Source organism: Weissella kandleri (assembly GCF_045504165.1).
Lineage (GTDB): Bacteria > Bacillota > Bacilli > Lactobacillales > Lactobacillaceae > Weissella > Weissella kandleri_A.
The window spans coordinates 117,433-133,670 of sequence record NZ_JBJJNY010000002.1 but is presented as its reverse complement, the minus strand read 5'-3'; the positions used below and the strand labels follow the sequence as shown (position 1 = coordinate 133,670).

Annotated in this window: 13 protein-coding genes; 5 read left to right on the top strand and 8 right to left on the bottom strand. The window is 41.0% G+C overall.

Annotation, left to right across the window (positions count from 1 at the left end; translation table 11 throughout):
* Positions 1-274: 274 nt before the first annotated feature.
* The 3 genes from asnS to ACJQWY_RS01855 all read right to left on the bottom strand — a co-directional run bounded on the left by asnS (position 275) and on the right by ACJQWY_RS01855 (position 5,069).
* A complete protein-coding gene (asnS, locus tag ACJQWY_RS01865; RefSeq protein ID WP_407076063.1) occupies positions 275-1,570 on the bottom strand; it encodes an asparagine--tRNA ligase in 1,296 nt (431 codons plus the stop codon).
* Positions 1,571-1,594: 24 nt separating this feature from the next.
* Positions 1,595-2,104, bottom strand: a complete 510-nt coding sequence (locus tag ACJQWY_RS01860; RefSeq protein ID WP_407076062.1) for a cell wall elongation regulator TseB-like domain-containing protein — start codon at positions 2,102-2,104, stop codon at positions 1,595-1,597.
* A gap of 130 nt (positions 2,105-2,234) precedes the next feature.
* Entirely contained in the window at positions 2,235-5,069 is a 2,835-nt protein-coding gene (locus tag ACJQWY_RS01855; RefSeq protein ID WP_407076061.1) for a helicase C-terminal domain-containing protein, read from the bottom strand.
* A gap of 214 nt (positions 5,070-5,283) precedes the next feature.
* Between ACJQWY_RS01855 and mvk the strand changes: the two genes are divergently transcribed.
* The 5 genes from mvk (at position 5,284) to ACJQWY_RS01830 (ending at position 10,015) form a co-directional block, all read left to right on the top strand.
* Positions 5,284-6,234, top strand: coding sequence for a mevalonate kinase (gene mvk, locus ACJQWY_RS01850; RefSeq protein ID WP_407076060.1), 951 nt, complete (start codon positions 5,284-5,286; stop codon positions 6,232-6,234).
* A 12-nt stretch (positions 6,235-6,246) separates the two neighbouring features.
* On the top strand, positions 6,247-7,227 hold the full coding sequence (gene mvaD, locus ACJQWY_RS01845) for a diphosphomevalonate decarboxylase (protein WP_407076059.1): 981 nt from the start codon (positions 6,247-6,249) through the stop codon (positions 7,225-7,227).
* Between the two features lie 2 nt (positions 7,228-7,229).
* The gene (locus ACJQWY_RS01840) at positions 7,230-8,276 is read left to right on the top strand and encodes a phosphomevalonate kinase (RefSeq protein WP_407076058.1); all 1,047 of its coding nucleotides are present in this window, start codon (positions 7,230-7,232) and stop codon (positions 8,274-8,276) included.
* A gap of 21 nt (positions 8,277-8,297) precedes the next feature.
* Positions 8,298-9,362, top strand: coding sequence for a type 2 isopentenyl-diphosphate Delta-isomerase (fni, locus tag ACJQWY_RS01835; protein WP_407076057.1), 1,065 nt, complete (start codon positions 8,298-8,300; stop codon positions 9,360-9,362).
* A 101-nt stretch (positions 9,363-9,463) separates the two neighbouring features.
* Positions 9,464-10,015, top strand: coding sequence for a TetR/AcrR family transcriptional regulator (locus ACJQWY_RS01830; RefSeq protein WP_407076056.1), 552 nt, complete (start codon positions 9,464-9,466; stop codon positions 10,013-10,015).
* Between the two features lie 184 nt (positions 10,016-10,199).
* On the opposite strand, the gene ACJQWY_RS01825 is transcribed toward ACJQWY_RS01830, so the two are convergent.
* From ACJQWY_RS01825 to ACJQWY_RS01805, 5 genes are read right to left on the bottom strand one after another with little or no spacing between them, the layout of a single operon-like run.
* Positions 10,200-11,129, bottom strand: a complete 930-nt coding sequence (locus ACJQWY_RS01825) for a peptidylprolyl isomerase (protein WP_407076055.1) — start codon at positions 11,127-11,129, stop codon at positions 10,200-10,202.
* Between the two features lie 60 nt (positions 11,130-11,189).
* Positions 11,190-13,697: an ATP-binding protein gene (locus tag ACJQWY_RS01820; RefSeq protein WP_407076054.1), complete on the bottom strand. Its 2,508-nt coding sequence runs from the start codon at positions 13,695-13,697 to the stop codon at positions 11,190-11,192.
* Positions 13,679-14,779 carry a carbamoyl phosphate synthase small subunit gene (locus ACJQWY_RS01815; RefSeq protein WP_407076053.1) on the bottom strand — a complete coding sequence of 367 codons (1,101 nt, stop codon included), beginning with the start codon at positions 14,777-14,779 and terminating at the stop codon, positions 13,679-13,681. The genes ACJQWY_RS01820 and ACJQWY_RS01815 overlap by 19 nt, the downstream gene beginning before the upstream one ends.
* Before the next feature lie 21 nt (positions 14,780-14,800).
* The gene (gene pyrR / locus ACJQWY_RS01810; protein ID WP_407076052.1) at positions 14,801-15,319 is read right to left on the bottom strand and encodes a bifunctional pyr operon transcriptional regulator/uracil phosphoribosyltransferase PyrR; all 519 of its coding nucleotides are present in this window, start codon (positions 15,317-15,319) and stop codon (positions 14,801-14,803) included.
* Position 15,320: 1 nt separating this feature from the next.
* The gene (locus ACJQWY_RS01805; RefSeq protein ID WP_407076051.1) at positions 15,321-16,238 is read right to left on the bottom strand and encodes an RluA family pseudouridine synthase; all 918 of its coding nucleotides are present in this window, start codon (positions 16,236-16,238) and stop codon (positions 15,321-15,323) included.

The window sequence follows — 16,238 nt, the reverse complement described above, 5'->3', positions numbered from 1 at the left end:
TCTCGAACATTTGTTGTTCGGTGAACCGATTATCCTTACAACGGTTCACCAGCTTTCATGATGGCATAATAATCATTAATTCTACTTATAATATAAAAATAACTGACACAAAAGAAGAACCAAAGACACTCGACATGCTCAATAATATTCTGTAATTTCGGTGCCAATTTTTTAAAACGGTGCCCAAATGGTGCCAATTTTTGGCGAATTATGATGTATAATAAAAAGCCACTTATCGTTGGTATACAGCCAACAATAGCGACTTAATAATATTTTATGGACGCAGACGAGTCATTGTCCGAGGGAACGGAATAGCTTCTCGAATATGTTCCTCACCTGTAATCCAAGTCACGGCTCGTTCTAATCCCAAACCGAATCCTGAATGTGGTACAGAACCATACTTACGCAAATCCAAATACCAAGCATATTCATCCATATCTAGGCCTTCTTCTTCAATCCGGGCCTTCAAATAATCATAATCAGTATCTCGTTCTGAACCTCCAATGATTTCACCATACCCCTCAGGTGCCAACAAATCAGCCGAAATGACAATGTCATCCCGTGTTGGATGACGCTTCATATAGAAGGCCTTAATCGCCTTAGGGAAATTAGTAATAAAGACGGGGCTGGCGAAATGTTCAGCCAAGAAGGTTTCTTCGGGCGAACCAAAATCAACGCCCCATTCAACATCAAAATTATTTTCTTGCAATAACTTAATCGCATCATCATATGAAACTCGTGGATAAGGTAACTTTGTATATGATGCCAACAAATTCTTATCACGTCCCAACAAGTCCAATTCATAATCATTACGATCCAAAACCGCTTGAATCAAATATGCAATATAACGTTCTTGAATTTCTAATGAGGCATCTTGATCCATCCAAGCCATTTCTGGTTCGATCATCCAAAACTCAGTGAGATGCCGTCGTGTCTTTGACTTTTCAGCCCGAAAAGTAGGCCCAAAAGTAAAGACTTTTCCAAACGCCATCGCCCCTGCCTCAGCGTACAATTGTCCAGTTTGTGACATATAAGCCTTGGTATCAAAATAATCCGTCGAGAACAATTCAGTGGTTCCCTCAGGCGCTGAGCCAGTCAAAATTGGGGCATCAACTTTAATAAAGCCTTCTTGATTAAAGAACTCATAAGTTGCTGCAATAATAGTATTGCGAATGCGGAGAACAGCAAAAGGTTGGATGTGCCGGAGATACAAGTGGCGATGATCCATCAAGAAATCAGTCCCGTGTTCCTTTGGTGTAATTGGATAACCTTCTGACTCTCCAACTACTACCAAATCCTTAACATCCATTTCGTATCCAAAATCAGAACGTGCATCTTCTTTAATCGTTCCAATTAAATACATACTCGTCTCTTGCTTAACTTCCTTGGCCTTGGCAAAAATTTCTTCACCAACATCCGCTTTCACAACGACCGCTTGCATAAAGGCCGTTCCATCCCGCAATTGTAAAAATTGAAGCTTCCCTGAACCACGCTTATTACGCAACCAGGCTCCAATCCGGACCTCTTTTCCTACATAATCTTTAACGTCTTCAATTCGAATTGTATCCATATTAGCATTCCTTTTCACTTAAATTTATAAATTATTAATTGTCCGCACAATCTTACCATTTTCAAACTGCACCGTAATAAAGTTCAAATTATCATCTTGGTCGATAAATTTAACTTCCCAAACGGGCACTTTTTTATAAATCCCCATTCCAATATTGGTAATTTTTTTAGGGGCGTATTTATTGATAATCAACTGCTTCACCGCGTCGTATGAAAGACCATCTTTCATCGCAATTGTCACCATTTTCTTTGACTGCTTTTCAACAATTACTCCCGTTTCCTGGTGTCGTTGATTTTTCCCAATCAAAGTATAGTATGTCTGATCACGGCTACTCCAATAAAAATGTTCGACTTTGGTTAATTTTTTAGCATTTACTACCAAAGCACTATATTCACGATTAGCCTTATTAATTGGTTGCACACTCCGGCCTAACACTCCGTACACATTAATCACAACAATTAACATAATCACCAATAATGTAATTAACGCTGTACGATATGGCTTTTTTTGTGGCTCCATTTGTCGCATCTGCATGCTCCAACGCTCCATCCATCTAAAATTATATGCATTTAACTCTTAATAAGAATAGCAAATTTAACTTCAGATTAAAAGGCTCTTAACAATAAAATCTCAGCATTAAAGCGCATTAATGCATATTAAACATTTAATCTGTCTGCTTTTTAAAAAAGTTCTGAACTTGCGCAGATAAATCGGTGGTTTTTAATTCAAGCTTAGGTAAAGCGGCTGGCAACATTTTTTGCATCGCTTTACCATATTGCTTATGCACAATTCGTGAATCAAAAATAATAATCATCCCCCGATCTGTTTTTGAACGAACGAGGCGGCCAACCCCCTGCCGCAAACGCAAAATTGCTTTGGGTAATTGCTTTTGGTAGAAATCATGTTCATTGCTTGCTTCGCCTAGCCGGGGCGTATTATAAGTTGCTAAGGCTTGGGGTTGTTCAAAAGGCAGCCGTGTTAATACCACCATTTCGACTTGATTTCCGGGTAAATCAACCCCTTCCCAAAAGCTTAATAACCCAAAAATCATCAACTTTGATTCTTTTTGTAGCCGCTTAATTAATTTGGTCCGTGTCCCAGAAATCCCTTGTGCCAAAATAGTCATCGGACTATTGCGATAAGCGCTTTGTTGTTGGAACCAAGTAAAGACCCGTTGCATCAACTCAGCCGAAGTAAACAAGACCAGCGTATTACGCGGCTCTATCACCAACAATTGTAGTAACTGTTGCTGCAAATAATCCACATATTCTGCTTTGGTCGGCGCCGGTGCATCCGTAAGCATAATTAATTCCGCTTGATTTTTGTAATCAAAGACCTCTGGAAACTTTTCCACTTCCGCAGTGGCGCGGCTCAATGCTAATCCATGATACAAATAATTCGATTTCGCACTATTAAATAAGGTTGCACCCACCATCAAAGGTGGCTGAAAATATGGATATAACTGTTGTTTAAAGTAATCTTCAGTCTCGACTAGACCCCCATTTAACTGCAAAGTATTTTCATTATTATTGAAACTTTCAGTAATCCAAAAAGTACTAATTTCAGCATAATCGGCTAAATTATTTTGAAATTGCCGAAATTGTTCCACCTGCCGATTTAACTGCATAAGGACATGCCTAAAATCAGCTAAGTTTTGCCGCTCGTCAATATTAAAGCGTTCTTGACTCGTGACAAATTGTTCCATCATTTGCTCTAATAAATTTTGGATGCTTTGATTCAATTGCCAAATTTGCGCTAAATCAGCATCATAATCCAGCATAAACTGTGCTAAATCAGCGGCCTGTATCGCAAAATTTTGTTGTCCAGTCGTCGCCATTGCATGATGATTCATGACAAAATGCCGATACAAACGTTGCTGTAGTCGTTGCAATAACTGCGCTAATTTATCAAAGGCCGCATTAAATTTAGGCTGCAATTTCCCTTCAGCGCGCAAACGTTGCATCACCGGCTGAATACTGGGCTCTCGTTGATTATTTAATAGTATTCCAGCTTGATGCACTTGTTGTTGCCAGCGACCTAAGTCCACATGCTTTTGACTTTTATTTAAAACCACTTCGGGTAGATGTTGCGCTTCATCAACTACTAGATATGGTCGGCGATCAAACGCCTCTTCTCCATGCAAAGCTTGAGTTAAATAACTATGATTGACGACTAAAAAGGTCGCTTGTTGTGCTAAAATCACCTGCCGTTGATTAAATTCAAAGGTTTCAAATTTGGAAGCATGCGGATTATTGGCTGTTTGCGTTAACTTTTGTAAAAATTCAAAACTTACATTATTCAAATTTAATTCATCCAAATCGCCCGTTAACGTTTCCGTCAGCCAAACTAAAACTTGCGCTTTCATAAATTGCAATGACACACTACCATCATCCCGATCAAGACTGCGCCGAAAGCTTTGTAAATTTAAGAAATTATCATGGCCCTTAAGCTGGACCCCACGGACTTCAAAAGGTAGTAAATCTTTCAAAGTTGTTTCAATTGTAGTCAAAACTTGCCGTTGCAAAACTTTTGTTGGCGTCGAGATTACAACCTGGCGCTGATGCTGCCGTGCCAAATAAGCTAACGGCAATAAATAGCCCAAGGTCTTTCCCATTCCCGTGGGCGCTTCCACTACCATTGCTTGTTCACCAGGAACGAATGTATCAGTCGCTTCCAAGGTTGTATAATGCTCATAAACTTGGTTCATTAATTTAACTTGATTCTCTCGATATTCCAACTGATCAGCAAATAACTGTTGTTTTGATCTTTCTTTTTTAGGAAAAGGTGGAATCACACTTTTGGGATTGATGGGAGTTGGTTGGTTAAAACGTCGCAACGCCAAGTGATCAATAATCATTAAATGTTCCGCTAGTGGCTTAGGGTGCGCTTGGTTTTCTTGTAAGGCTAACGAAAAAATTATTTTAGTTTGTTGAGGCAATACTAAGGGTAAAGCTTCTAACTGTTGCAAGGTCATCATCGGTAAAGCTTCAGCTTTTTGCATTGCCAGAATTAATAATGCTCCCGTTGCTCTAGCGTCACTGTCCGCACGATGTGGATTTTCATGCGCAATGCCTAACTGTTTCGTTAATTCGGGCAAACGATAGCTGTCCAAAGTCGGCCACAGAATTTGCGATAAGGTCACCGTGTCGACCGCCTCATTGTCCATGGGTGACATCCCCACTCGCTCAAATTCAGTATTTAAAAACGGCCAATCAAAATTAACATTATGCGCCACAATAACTGTATCCTCGAGCATCGCATGCAGTATTGGCGCTACTTCTTCAAAATAAGGCGCTTCCCGTACCATCTTTTCATTAATATGCGTTAATTTTTGAATTTCAGTTGGAATCGGTTGCCCAGGGTTCACCAAAGTTGAAAATTGATTAACAATTTCATTTTGACGCACAAAAACGACGGCGATTTGAATAATTCGCCCGACTTGTCTTTGATTATTAGTAGTTTCCAAATCCACTACCGCATATACATCATTTTTTTTCATGTTATTCGCCACTTATTCTCCAATATGATAAAACTATTGTAACATGTATCATATACATCACTGAGAATTTTCACTACAAACCTAGGCCGCGTAAAATCCAAAAAACGCCGCTCAATAAGTGTTTTATCACTGAAAAGTTTAATTAATTCATAAAATAACTTATTTTTTTAATGAAAGATTGGTAAAATACTTTATTAACGATACTTATTTAGAAATGGTGGTTAAGATTTTGAAAAAAACATCAATAGGTAAAAGTCATGCAAAGGTGATTTTAATGGGTGAACATTCTGTTGTTTATGGTCAACCGGCAATCGCTCTTCCTTTGCCTGACATTAGCTTTACAACGACCATTAAGCCGCGATTAGCTGGGCAAATGATTTTTACTCCTACTTATCAAGGTCCGCTCTCAAGCTTAGCGGAGAATTATGAAGGAATTCGTCAACTAATTTTGCGCTTACTAGATTTTTTTAACGCTAAAAAACAGCCCTTTACCCTACACATTAACTCAGATATTCCACAAGAACGGGGAATGGGCTCTTCGGCTGCCAGTGCAATCTCAATTGTCCGGGCATTCTATGATTTCTTTGATACGCCATTATCCAACGAACACTTACAAAATTGGGCCGCGGTAGAAGAACGTATTACCCACGGGTCGCCTTCTGGTTTAGATACCGCTACGGTAGCTAGCAACTCACCAATTTGGTTTATTAAAAATGAATTAACGCAACCCTTTGAATTAAATCTTAATGCCACCTTTATTATGGCTGATACTGGAATTCATGGACAGACCGGACTTGCTGTATCAGTCGTCCGCAGTCTCTTAGAAGAACAGCCGCACGCGACGAAAAAAAGTATTCAACATTTGGGAGAACTAACCACAGCAGCTCATCATACCCTTCAATCCAACACACTTTCTGAATTAGGTGTATTAATGAACCAAGCACAGGCAGAACTCCAAACCTTGGGAGTCTCTCACCCGCAATTGGACACCTTAATCCATGCGGCCCGTCAAGCCGGCGCACTAGGTGCCAAGCTGACTGGGGGTGGTATTGGGGGAACTATGCTAGCATTAGCGCCTGATCAAAAAGCCGCCGATCGCATTATCGAGGCATTAGAAAATGCTGGCGCAACTGAAGTTTGGACGCAAACGTATCCTACAAATTAAGGAGGCTTACATATGACGGCCTATACGGCACGGGCACATACTAATATCGCTTTGCTAAAATATTGGGGGAAAGCTGATGCCCAGCTCATTTTACCTACTACCACTTCCATCAGCCTGACTTTAAACGAATTTTATACAGATACAACCGTCGAATTCGATGCACAGTTACTGCATGATCAAATTATTTTAAACGGGCGAGTTTTAAAAGCGCATGAACGAAAAAAAATAGAGCATTTTCTCGATCTCGTGCGCCAGTTGGCTGGAATCAAGACGTATGCCCGGATGGTTTCCATTAATCACGTGCCAACCGCGGCGGGATTAGCTTCTTCGGCTTCCGCCTTTGCTGCTTTAGCTGGCGCGGCTTCTGCTGCAGCTCATCTTTCTTTAGATCCACGTGATCTTTCAAGGTTGGCCCGGCAAGGCTCTGGTTCAGCTAGCCGTTCAATTTTTGGTGGTTTTGTGCAGTGGAATCGCGGAACCGATTCAAATAGCTCCGTGGCACATGCTCTTCAAGACCCCGTCACTTGGCCAATTCAATTAATCACCGTAATTGTTTCCGATCAACCCAAAGCCGTAGATTCACGGAGCGGAATGCAAAATGCTCGTGCAAATTCACCTTATTATCAGACTTGGGTCCAGCACACGAATGCCGGTGTTCCTACAATGCAAGCCGCAATTGCTAACCATGATTTAGACACTTTAGGTCGTCTAGCCGAGCAAAACGCTTTAGAAATGCACGCTCAAAACATGGTTGCTAATCCCCCATTTAATTATCTAACGGATACTTCATGGGGTTTAATTAAAATGGTTCAAAACCTGCGCGAACAAGGACTTTCCGTCTATGCTACTATGGACGCAGGCCCAAATGTTAAAATTATCTCTCAACCACAAGATACTGCAACGATTATGACGCAGTTACAACAAACTTTTCCTGATTTAAAAACCCAAATCGCGACCCCTGGTCCCGGAATTCAGATTTGGGAAGAGGTTTAGTAATGACTACAATTAAAGTGCCAGGTAAATTATTTCTCGCCGGCGAATTCGCGGCTACGTATAGCGGGCAGGCTAGTATTGTTTTAGCGGTGAATCGCTTTATGCGTTTTACCATTCAACCGCATGATAATTATCAAATCACAAGTGATCAACTGGGCATCTATCCTGGATTACTTTTTGAAAAGGAAAACAACCCGCTCAATGATGATGCTTGGCAAATTGTCACTCAAGCTTGTCGTACCATCGCTGCATACTTACCAGCTACGAAAATAAAACACACTCAGCCCTTTCAACTCCAAATTACAAGTGGATTGGAGTTAGATGGACAAAAGATTGGGCTCGGTTCTTCTGGAGCCACCGCAGTCGGCGTCTGCCAAGCTTTGCTGATGTATTATCAAATTCCTTTTACCAAATATGAACTTTTTAAATTAGCCACGTTGACCCTCTTTCAACTTCCTCATTTTCAAAAGGGATCAATGGGCGATGTCGCAGCAGCGGTCTTTGGTGGCATTGTCTATTATGAAAAATTTGATACAAATTGGCTGACACATCAATTAAGCACTACTCCGCTCTCAAATATTGTCCAAAATAATTGGCCACAATTACAGTTGAAAAATCTACACCAACCAAAAACTTGGGAACTATTAGTTGCTTGGACTCAATCACCAGCAGATACACAAAACAGCTTACAGCGTTTACCTGTTGATCCGACCACGTTTTTATCAGCCAGTCAAACCACCGTCAAACAAGTGGCTACCGCCTTAGAAAATGAAAGTTGGACCGCTTTTCAACAAGCTCTAGCTCAAAATCAAAGTGAAATTATTACCTATACTAAAGCTGCCAACATTAATTACCAAACATCACAGTTGGATCATTTTCTCCAACTCATCCAAACATTTGCGATACCTGGTAAAATTTCCGGTGCTGGTAATGGTGACAATGCTCTTGCTTGGACTAAACTGCAAGATACAACCAAGCGACATGCCTTCATTCAAGCCTGTATCAAAGCCGATTTACGACCACTACCACTTACTATTTATCATGAATAACCTATCCAGGAGGAACCACAGATGGAATCAGAACATGCCCACCGTAAAGATGAGCATCTTGCCCTTGCTGAAGCAGAATACCGTAAGATGCAGCCCACTTCTTCTTTAAACCAAGTTCGCTTAATTCATAACGCGTTACCTGAAGCTAGTGTCAATCAAGTTAATCTTGCGTCGAACAATCCTGACTTTCCTTGGCCATTTCCGTTTTATATCGAAGCGATGACCGGTGGCAGCGAAAAATCAAGCCAAATTAATGGTCAATTAGCTGACGTTGCCAAAGAAACTGGATTAGCCATGGCCGTTGGTTCGCAAAGTATTGCTTTGAAAGATTTCGAGGCCATCCCATCATTTGAAGTTGCTCGTAAAAAAAATCCTAGTGGCTTTTTGATTGCAAACCTCGGGGCTGGTCACACGGCCTATGAGGCACAACGGGTGATTAATATGATTGATGCCAATGCATTAGAAATTCATATTAACGCCGCCCAAGAAATTGTCATGGCTGAGGGCGACCGTAACTTTCACTGGCAGGAATCTTTAGCAGAAATTATCGCGACTAGCCCGGTCCCCGTCATTATTAAGGAAGTGGGTTTTGGTATGGATTTGCATGTTATTCAAACGCTAGAAGCTCTTGGTGCGAAGTATATTAATGTTGGCGGCCAATCCGGGACGAACTTTGCTCGCATTGAAGACCGCCGTAACCATACCGCCTATAAGGAACATGCCCACGCCTATCTTTACGATTGGGGACAAACTACCGCCGAATCCTTATTAGAAGCGCAAACCGCACAGCAGCATATTTTTGCGACGGGGGGAATTCAATCACCTTTGGATGTGGTTAAAGCACAAGTCCTCGGTGCAGAAAATGTTGGTGTGGCAGGTTATTTCCTCCATATTTTGTTAAATCAAGGCACTGATGCCTTAGTTGATGAAATTCAACTTTGGCAACAACATTTACCAAAGATTTACACCTTGTTAGGGGCCAAAAACCGAACCGATTTACAAAAAGTTCCCTTTGTGGTGGATACTGAATTAGCTAACTATGCCCAACAACGGCACCTTAAATTAAGCCATATACAAAATTTTTAATTTTATCTTAAGTTCTCTACAAACTAATAAAGAATACTAAACTATCCTCATATTTTGCAGCGATGCTCTAATGCAGCGCTGCTTTTTTGTATACTGGAATTATGAAAAACATTCAAACTGAAAGCATCCGCCAACAAACGGATGATCAAATTATTGATGCAACTTTAACGCTCCTTCAAAGCCAGTCCTATGACCAACTTGCGGTAACTGATATCGCCCGTAAGGCAGGCGTGTCTCGAATGGCTTTTTATCGGCACTTTGGTACCAAAGAAAGCGTTATTGCTACCATTGTTGAACAATTGACGTCTGACTTTGCGCATGAAGCTCAACATTTACCCAATGAATCTCGTGCTGTCGCAACTGCCTTTTTTGAATTTATTCAATCTAATGCCGTTGTGATTGCAATTCTTTTAAATGCTGGTTTGCGTGAACAATTCTATCCACCTTTACGTGATATTTTACATGGACTTTATTCTAATATCTTGCGCGACCATGCTACCAATGCAGCCATTGTCGATTATATTTCTGACTTTACGGCCTCAGGGATGCTTGCCATTGCGATTCGCTGGATCTCGACAGGGATGCAAGAAACTGTCAAAGAGCTTGCAGAAATGTCAAAAGAAATGACGGATGCCCAAGAAGAATTTTTATAATTGTTAGCGTGTGTATGCACATACTGTTCTGACCTAACAAATGATTTAAATAGAAAGCCATGCAATTTTAATATTGCATGGCTTTTTATTGATTGCACCAATGATAATTATCGTTTTAAAAACAATCAAAAATGATCGTCGTAACTTTACTTGCGACGATCATTTTTATAACGATTAATACTGATTACTTCTTGGTTTGTGCTGCTTGGGTATAGCTAGTGAGTGCGTCCTTCAAGTCCTTGTCTGAGATATTAACCTTGGCCTTGTCCAATTGTTGTCCAATAAAGCTTTGCATGGCCGTACTATCCTTAGCCAACTTTTGATCAACTAAGACATCCTTCATCTTACCCTTCAAACTTTGGAAACTGCCCTTAGCATCCCGGTCGTTTAATTTAACAATATAATAAGAATCACCTGTGGCTCCTGTAGAAGCATTAGCAGCTACTTTAACGGGGGTCTTAGTATAATTCCCCTTCTTCAAGCCAAAGGCCGCCTTTTGGATTTCAGAACTCACCACCGTAGCATCGACCGTTGAATCAAAGGCGTCTAATTTTCCACCTTTATCCTTGCTAGTTGTGTCGGTTGACTTATCTTTAGCTTCTTGGGCGAAGTCTTTACCATTATTCAAATCATCAATAACTGACTTGGCATCATCTTCAGAATCAGTCTTAATTACTGAAACCTTCACGTTAGGTGTGTAAGTTTTATAAGCTTGCTTTAAATCTTTATTTGAAAAATGTTGATTATCCTTAAACGCCGCTTTTTCCAGCGCAGATAAATACAAATTATCACGATAAGTTTCCGTAGTCATTCCACTTTGAGCTAAAGTAGATTCAAAACTATCGCCGTATTGCTTTTTTGCTTTATCATATTGCTGATCAAGATCCTTTTGATCAACATCTTTATTATAGTCTTTCTCCAAGACCTTTTTAATCATCATATTCGCAAAAGTCTGCTTACCTTCTGGAGTTTTCTTTAACTTTTGATACAGCTCTTGTTCAGTCACTGATCCACTATTAGAAGTTGCCACATTCTTACCGTTTGACATTCCAAACGCGATTAATCCACCTGCCAAAACAACAATCACGCCACTAATTAACCAACCTTTTTTCATTTAAAATGCTCCTCTTTTCTATTGAACTTTATTATTGTATACCTTAATTCATGAAATATCTCAAGATGTATAATTTTCCGCCGAATCAACTTCCTGCTCGAGGGGCTCAATATGCGCTCCCATCGCTAGTCTTCCATTATCAATCTGGTGTTCATGCACATTTAAATGTGTCATAAAATCAGGATGCGTATAGACCAAACGACCTGCCTCAGTTGACCATTGATAATCAACCCAATGCTCAACTAAGTGCGTATCCGCCTCGCTTTGTCGTCCCGTCATATAACGAACCATCATCCGTAACCAATTTACACCGGTAATTTTTGCCAAAAATGCCATATGCGTAAAAGGCATTGGGCGCAAATCGTCCGCCGTAACTTCACCTTCAATTGGCCAGTGATCAACCATCAATTGATATAAACCGGCACGCGTCACTGCCAACTTAGGGCGGGGTAAAGCCGCATATAATGATGGTGTCATGGCTCGTTGATCAATCACCATTTCATCATTATCCTGTTTTTCCATCGCCAAAGGGTAAGTTTTTTGACCATCCCAAAAGTAATCAATGACAATTTTTTCATGTGCTTCGTAGAGCGTTGATGGTAAATATTTTTCCTTAGCAATCACATACACTGGAATGTTCATTTCCCGCAGCTTTCTGATTAACTTAATTCGATTACCAGGAATAAAAATATACTTAGGATGTTCAATTTCCAAAATGTTCATCACATCGGACAACTCAAGCGGCTCGTAATAATGTTTATCCGCACTCTGCGGAATAAACAAGAGCCCATGCGGATTATTATTCACCACAATCGTTGGAATTCCGAGCCGTCGCAGTTCTGATGCAACTGATGCCATGGTATAAGAAGCGGCTGCGCCATCCCCTAAGCGAAAGGCTCCCGTTCCAACGACCAAAGCTGACTCAATATCTAATTGCTTTGTCTCATTCTCACTTTCAAACGTACTGTAATAATGTGAATTTTCTTCATCAAATTCACCCGCAGACGGGTCAAAGGCCTTATAAGTTGGCAGAATATTATGGTCCCAGCGGAAACGCCGTACCTTTTCATATGGTTCATTCCATAAGCGCGCCAATAATCCATCACTTAGGCCATAATACTTTGCCTCACGTAAAATAGTCTCATCCCATGGATTTTTAGCCACTGAATCTTCTAATTCCATTATTCGCTTTAATTTATAAAAATAAAATGGCGCAATTTTTGTCATCTCAGCTAATTCATCAACTGTATAACCGCGGCGCAAAGCTTCCATCAACACCAAAATTCGATTATTCCGGGGATGAATGATTCGTTCAATCAAGTCGTCCTCAGTCAAAGAATTCATAATTGTTGGTGAAAAATCACGACTATTAAAGTGCGCCGCTCGTAAAGCCTTTTCAATGGCTTCTTCAACACTGCGTCCCACTCCAATCGTCGCCCCGACTGATTTTTGAACGGTATTCAGACGATGATCAGTTACAATCCAATTCGCTTCAAATTCTCCGAAATTAAAAACGGGAAAACGTGTAACCACGTGGTCCATCACTGGCTCCAACAAAGCCGAATTACTACTAAATTTGGCGGGCAAATGAATTTGTTCAAAAGTTTTACCCAAGATTAAATTCGTAACGACTGGCACTAATGGATAACCCGTGGCAACCATAATCAAAGATGATTGGCGGTCAAAATAAGGAGTCAATCGCGTTACGACATATTCATCTGTTTCGGGATTCACCGCAAAGCGCACCTGCGCCATCCCCATAATTTGAAACTCATGTAGTATTTTAATCGTCGTTTGCCGCAACTTTTGAATAATGGGGTCTGAAAGGCTTTGAATTGGTGTAAAAGCAATAGAGTCCGCAGTATGAATCCCTACCGGATCCATATCTTCAATCCCACCCACAATCAGGGTATTGCCCACGCGGTCGCGCAAGGCAACGATGGTAATTTCGTGATGCCCACGAATACTTTGGTCGATATTGACTTGATGAATTTGCGAACGCTCTAGACCTTTTTCAACTGCTTCCTCTAACCGTTCAGCATCATTCACGTTAAACCGCAAAAGACCTCCATTTGGAGCAATCGGCCGTACTACTACTGGGAAATTAATTTCGCGCACCACCTCAAATGCTTCAGAAACATTATTTGCTAAGCGCGCGGCCACCGTTTTTTCTCCTAACCGATTCAAATGGTTACGTAAAATCGTCGTATCTTGGGCGGCCTCTAGGGCATCTCTAGACAAGCCTAAAATCTTGGGCGCCGCTGTCCCCAAAGTTTTTTGAAGCTGACGACCTAGATTCATTGACACCAACCCACCAGCGGTCGTTACAACGGCGGTAATTTGATTCTGTTCAATAATTGCTAAGAGATTATCTAAAGTTAAAGCACAAAAAATCGGCGTAATATCCGTTCGTTCAATCGTAAACGCATACGGATTATCATCCACCATAAAAATTTCAGCTTCATTTTGACGTAAAGCTGAGACCATCTGATAACTGGCTAAATCACTTTCCGTTTCATGGTCAAAATCATTGGCTGAACCACCAATCATTAATATTCGTTCAACCATTGTCGACTCCCTCCTCGGCGTGCAGACACAATTTCCATATATTCTGCAAAAATATCTGTGGCTTCAATTGGACCAGGCGCAGCATCCGGGAAAAATTGAACCCCAAATGCTGGGTAATCTCGATGCCGCACGCCTTGCACTGAGTGATCCATAAGATCCATATGCGTCACCATCAGGGCTGTTGCTTTGAGTGAAGCTCGGTTAATCACATAACCATTTCCCTGGTTTGCAAAAATAATTTTACCAGTTATTTGCTCACGAATCGGATGGTTCATACCATGCCGTTCAAAAGTTAGTTCTTCTAATTCAGCCCCATTAGCTAAGGCGAACAATTCATACCCTAATCCAATTCCCAAAAGTGGAATTTCACTTTGCACAGTCCGAATTAATTTCAATAATGGTTCGCTTAAAATATGCGGATCACCAGGGCCTGATGACAACACAATACCGTCCGGATCTAAATTAACCACTTGCTCTAAGGTTGTATCATGTGGCAAGACCGTAATATTGGCATCATAATCACGCAAATTACGTAAAATCCCATTTTTCAGACCTAAATCAATGATAATAACATTCGCTCCTCGCCCAGGATTAGCATAGGCTTTAGGCGTTGAAGCCTGTGCCACTTGATTCGTTGGCAATACCATCGCTTTTAATTGATCAAACGCGTGATCATCTGGCACATCAACGATACTTGCTTTTTGCGTCCCTGTTTGCCGTAAATGGCGGGCCAAGGCACGCGTATCGATCCGCGCAATTCCTGGAATATTATGACGTTTCAAAAAAGCATCCAAACTCATCCGCTGTAACCGATTTGTGGAAACGTCCGCGATTTCTCGGGCAACTACCCCTTTAATCGTGGGTACAATGGCTTCATCTGCTTGATGGTTAATACCAGCTGCCCCAATCGTGGGGGTAGTAAACATCAAGATTTGATTATGATAAATTGGATTGGTAATTATCTCTTGATACCCTGACATGGCGGTATTGAAAACAATCTCACCAAAAGTCGTCGCTGGTGCCCCAAAGGCTTCACCTGGATAGACACTTTGATCTTGTAAAATTAAATATCGTTGGGTCATTTAGCAACTCCCCTCACTACCTTATGAGTGAATTTCAACGGAATCTTGCCCATCTAATTCACGGACATTAACTTTAATCCGTTCTGAAATTGCTGTTGGAATATTTTTACCAACAAAGTCAGCTCGAATCGGTAACTCCCGATGACCACGATCTACCAAAACAGCTAAATTAACCACTGCTGGTCGACCATTATCCATCAACGCATCCAAAGCTGCCCGAATCGTTCGTCCCGTATACAAAACGTCATCGATTAAAACAACCCGTTTCCCATCCAAATCCAAATCAATTTGGGGTTGACGTTGGTCTTTTGGCTCACGATCATCACGATAAGCTTCAATGTCTAACGTCAAAACTGGAATCGCAACATCCTCTAATTGTTGCAAACGCTCACCAATCCGTTGTGCCAAGTAAACACCGCGCGTTTTAATCCCAACTAAAACTAGATTACTAACTCCTTTATTACGTTCAATAATTTCATAGGTAATCCGCGTTAATGCCCGTTGCATTGACATTCCATCTACAATTTCTTTACTTGCCATATTAATCCTCGCTCATCTCATTATAAGGTTCTAATTGACTCAACATTGCGGTGAAGTAGTCCGGCAAGGGCGCTTCAAAAATTAATTCTTCGCCCGTTGTCGGCTGTGTTAACCCCAAAGTATGCGCATGCAAATACTGTCCATTACCTGGTAAAGTTTTCTTAGGGCCATATAAAGGGTCCCCCGCTACTGGATGTCCGATATAAGCCAAATGAACGCGAATTTGATGGGTTCGACCTGTCTCCAATGTAGCGGATAATAAGGTATAGCCGACATAGCGTCGCAAAACTTTAAAATGGGTCACTGCTTCCCGTCCATTAGCCACCACCGCTTGCTTTTTACGGTCTTTATTCGAGCGACCCAACGGTGCATTAATCGTTCCACTATTTTCTTTAAATTCACCGTGAACCAAAACCAGATACTCGCGCAAATTCTTTTTTGCTTTCAAGTTCTCTGACAAAGTCTCGTGCGCATGATCATTTTTAGCAACCATTAATAAGCCAGATGTATCTTTATCAATCCGATGAACAATCCCAGGACGCAAGACTCCATTAATATTTGATAAAGGCGTATGATACATTAAAGCATTGACCAAAGTACCATCGGGATGCCCTAGTGCGGGGTGTACCACCATCCCTTGTGGTTTGTTCACCACTAATAAATCATCATCTTCATAAATGATGTCAAGCGGGAGATTTTCAGCTTTCAAATCCAAAGTAATGGGGTCTGGAATATCCACTTGAATTTCATCTCCTAGCTTAGCTTGATATTTAGCCTTTTTAACTTCGCTATTGACTAATACGCGTTCTTCCTTAATCCATTCATTTGCTTGGGAACGGGAATAATCCGGCAAATATTGTGCGATAACTTTATCTAGCCGACCAACTTGTTCATCTACTGTAAATGTTGTCTGTCCCAT

Excerpts from the sequence above, each read along its gene's own strand:
- asnS (WP_407076063.1), bottom strand. The coding sequence starts at position 1,570 with ATGGATACAATTCGAATTGAAGACGTTAAAGATTATGTAGGAAAAGAG.
- ACJQWY_RS01860 (WP_407076062.1), bottom strand. The coding sequence starts at position 2,104 with ATGCAGATGCGACAAATGGAGCCACAAAAAAAGCCATATCGTACAGCG.
- ACJQWY_RS01855 (WP_407076061.1), bottom strand. The coding sequence starts at position 5,069 with ATGAAAAAAAATGATGTATATGCGGTAGTGGATTTGGAAACTACTAAT.
- mvk (WP_407076060.1), top strand. The coding sequence starts at position 5,284 with ATGGTGGTTAAGATTTTGAAAAAAACATCAATAGGTAAAAGTCATGCA.
- mvaD (WP_407076059.1), top strand. The coding sequence starts at position 6,247 with ATGACGGCCTATACGGCACGGGCACATACTAATATCGCTTTGCTAAAA.
- ACJQWY_RS01840 (WP_407076058.1), top strand. The coding sequence starts at position 7,230 with ATGACTACAATTAAAGTGCCAGGTAAATTATTTCTCGCCGGCGAATTC.
- fni (WP_407076057.1), top strand. The coding sequence starts at position 8,298 with ATGGAATCAGAACATGCCCACCGTAAAGATGAGCATCTTGCCCTTGCT.
- ACJQWY_RS01830 (WP_407076056.1), top strand. The coding sequence starts at position 9,464 with ATGAAAAACATTCAAACTGAAAGCATCCGCCAACAAACGGATGATCAA.
- ACJQWY_RS01825 (WP_407076055.1), bottom strand. The coding sequence starts at position 11,129 with ATGAAAAAAGGTTGGTTAATTAGTGGCGTGATTGTTGTTTTGGCAGGT.
- ACJQWY_RS01820 (WP_407076054.1), bottom strand. The coding sequence starts at position 13,697 with ATGGTTGAACGAATATTAATGATTGGTGGTTCAGCCAATGATTTTGAC.
- ACJQWY_RS01815 (WP_407076053.1), bottom strand. The coding sequence starts at position 14,779 with ATGACCCAACGATATTTAATTTTACAAGATCAAAGTGTCTATCCAGGT.
- pyrR (WP_407076052.1), bottom strand. The coding sequence starts at position 15,319 with ATGGCAAGTAAAGAAATTGTAGATGGAATGTCAATGCAACGGGCATTA.
- ACJQWY_RS01805 (WP_407076051.1), bottom strand. The coding sequence starts at position 16,238 with ATGGGACAGACAACATTTACAGTAGATGAACAAGTTGGTCGGCTAGAT.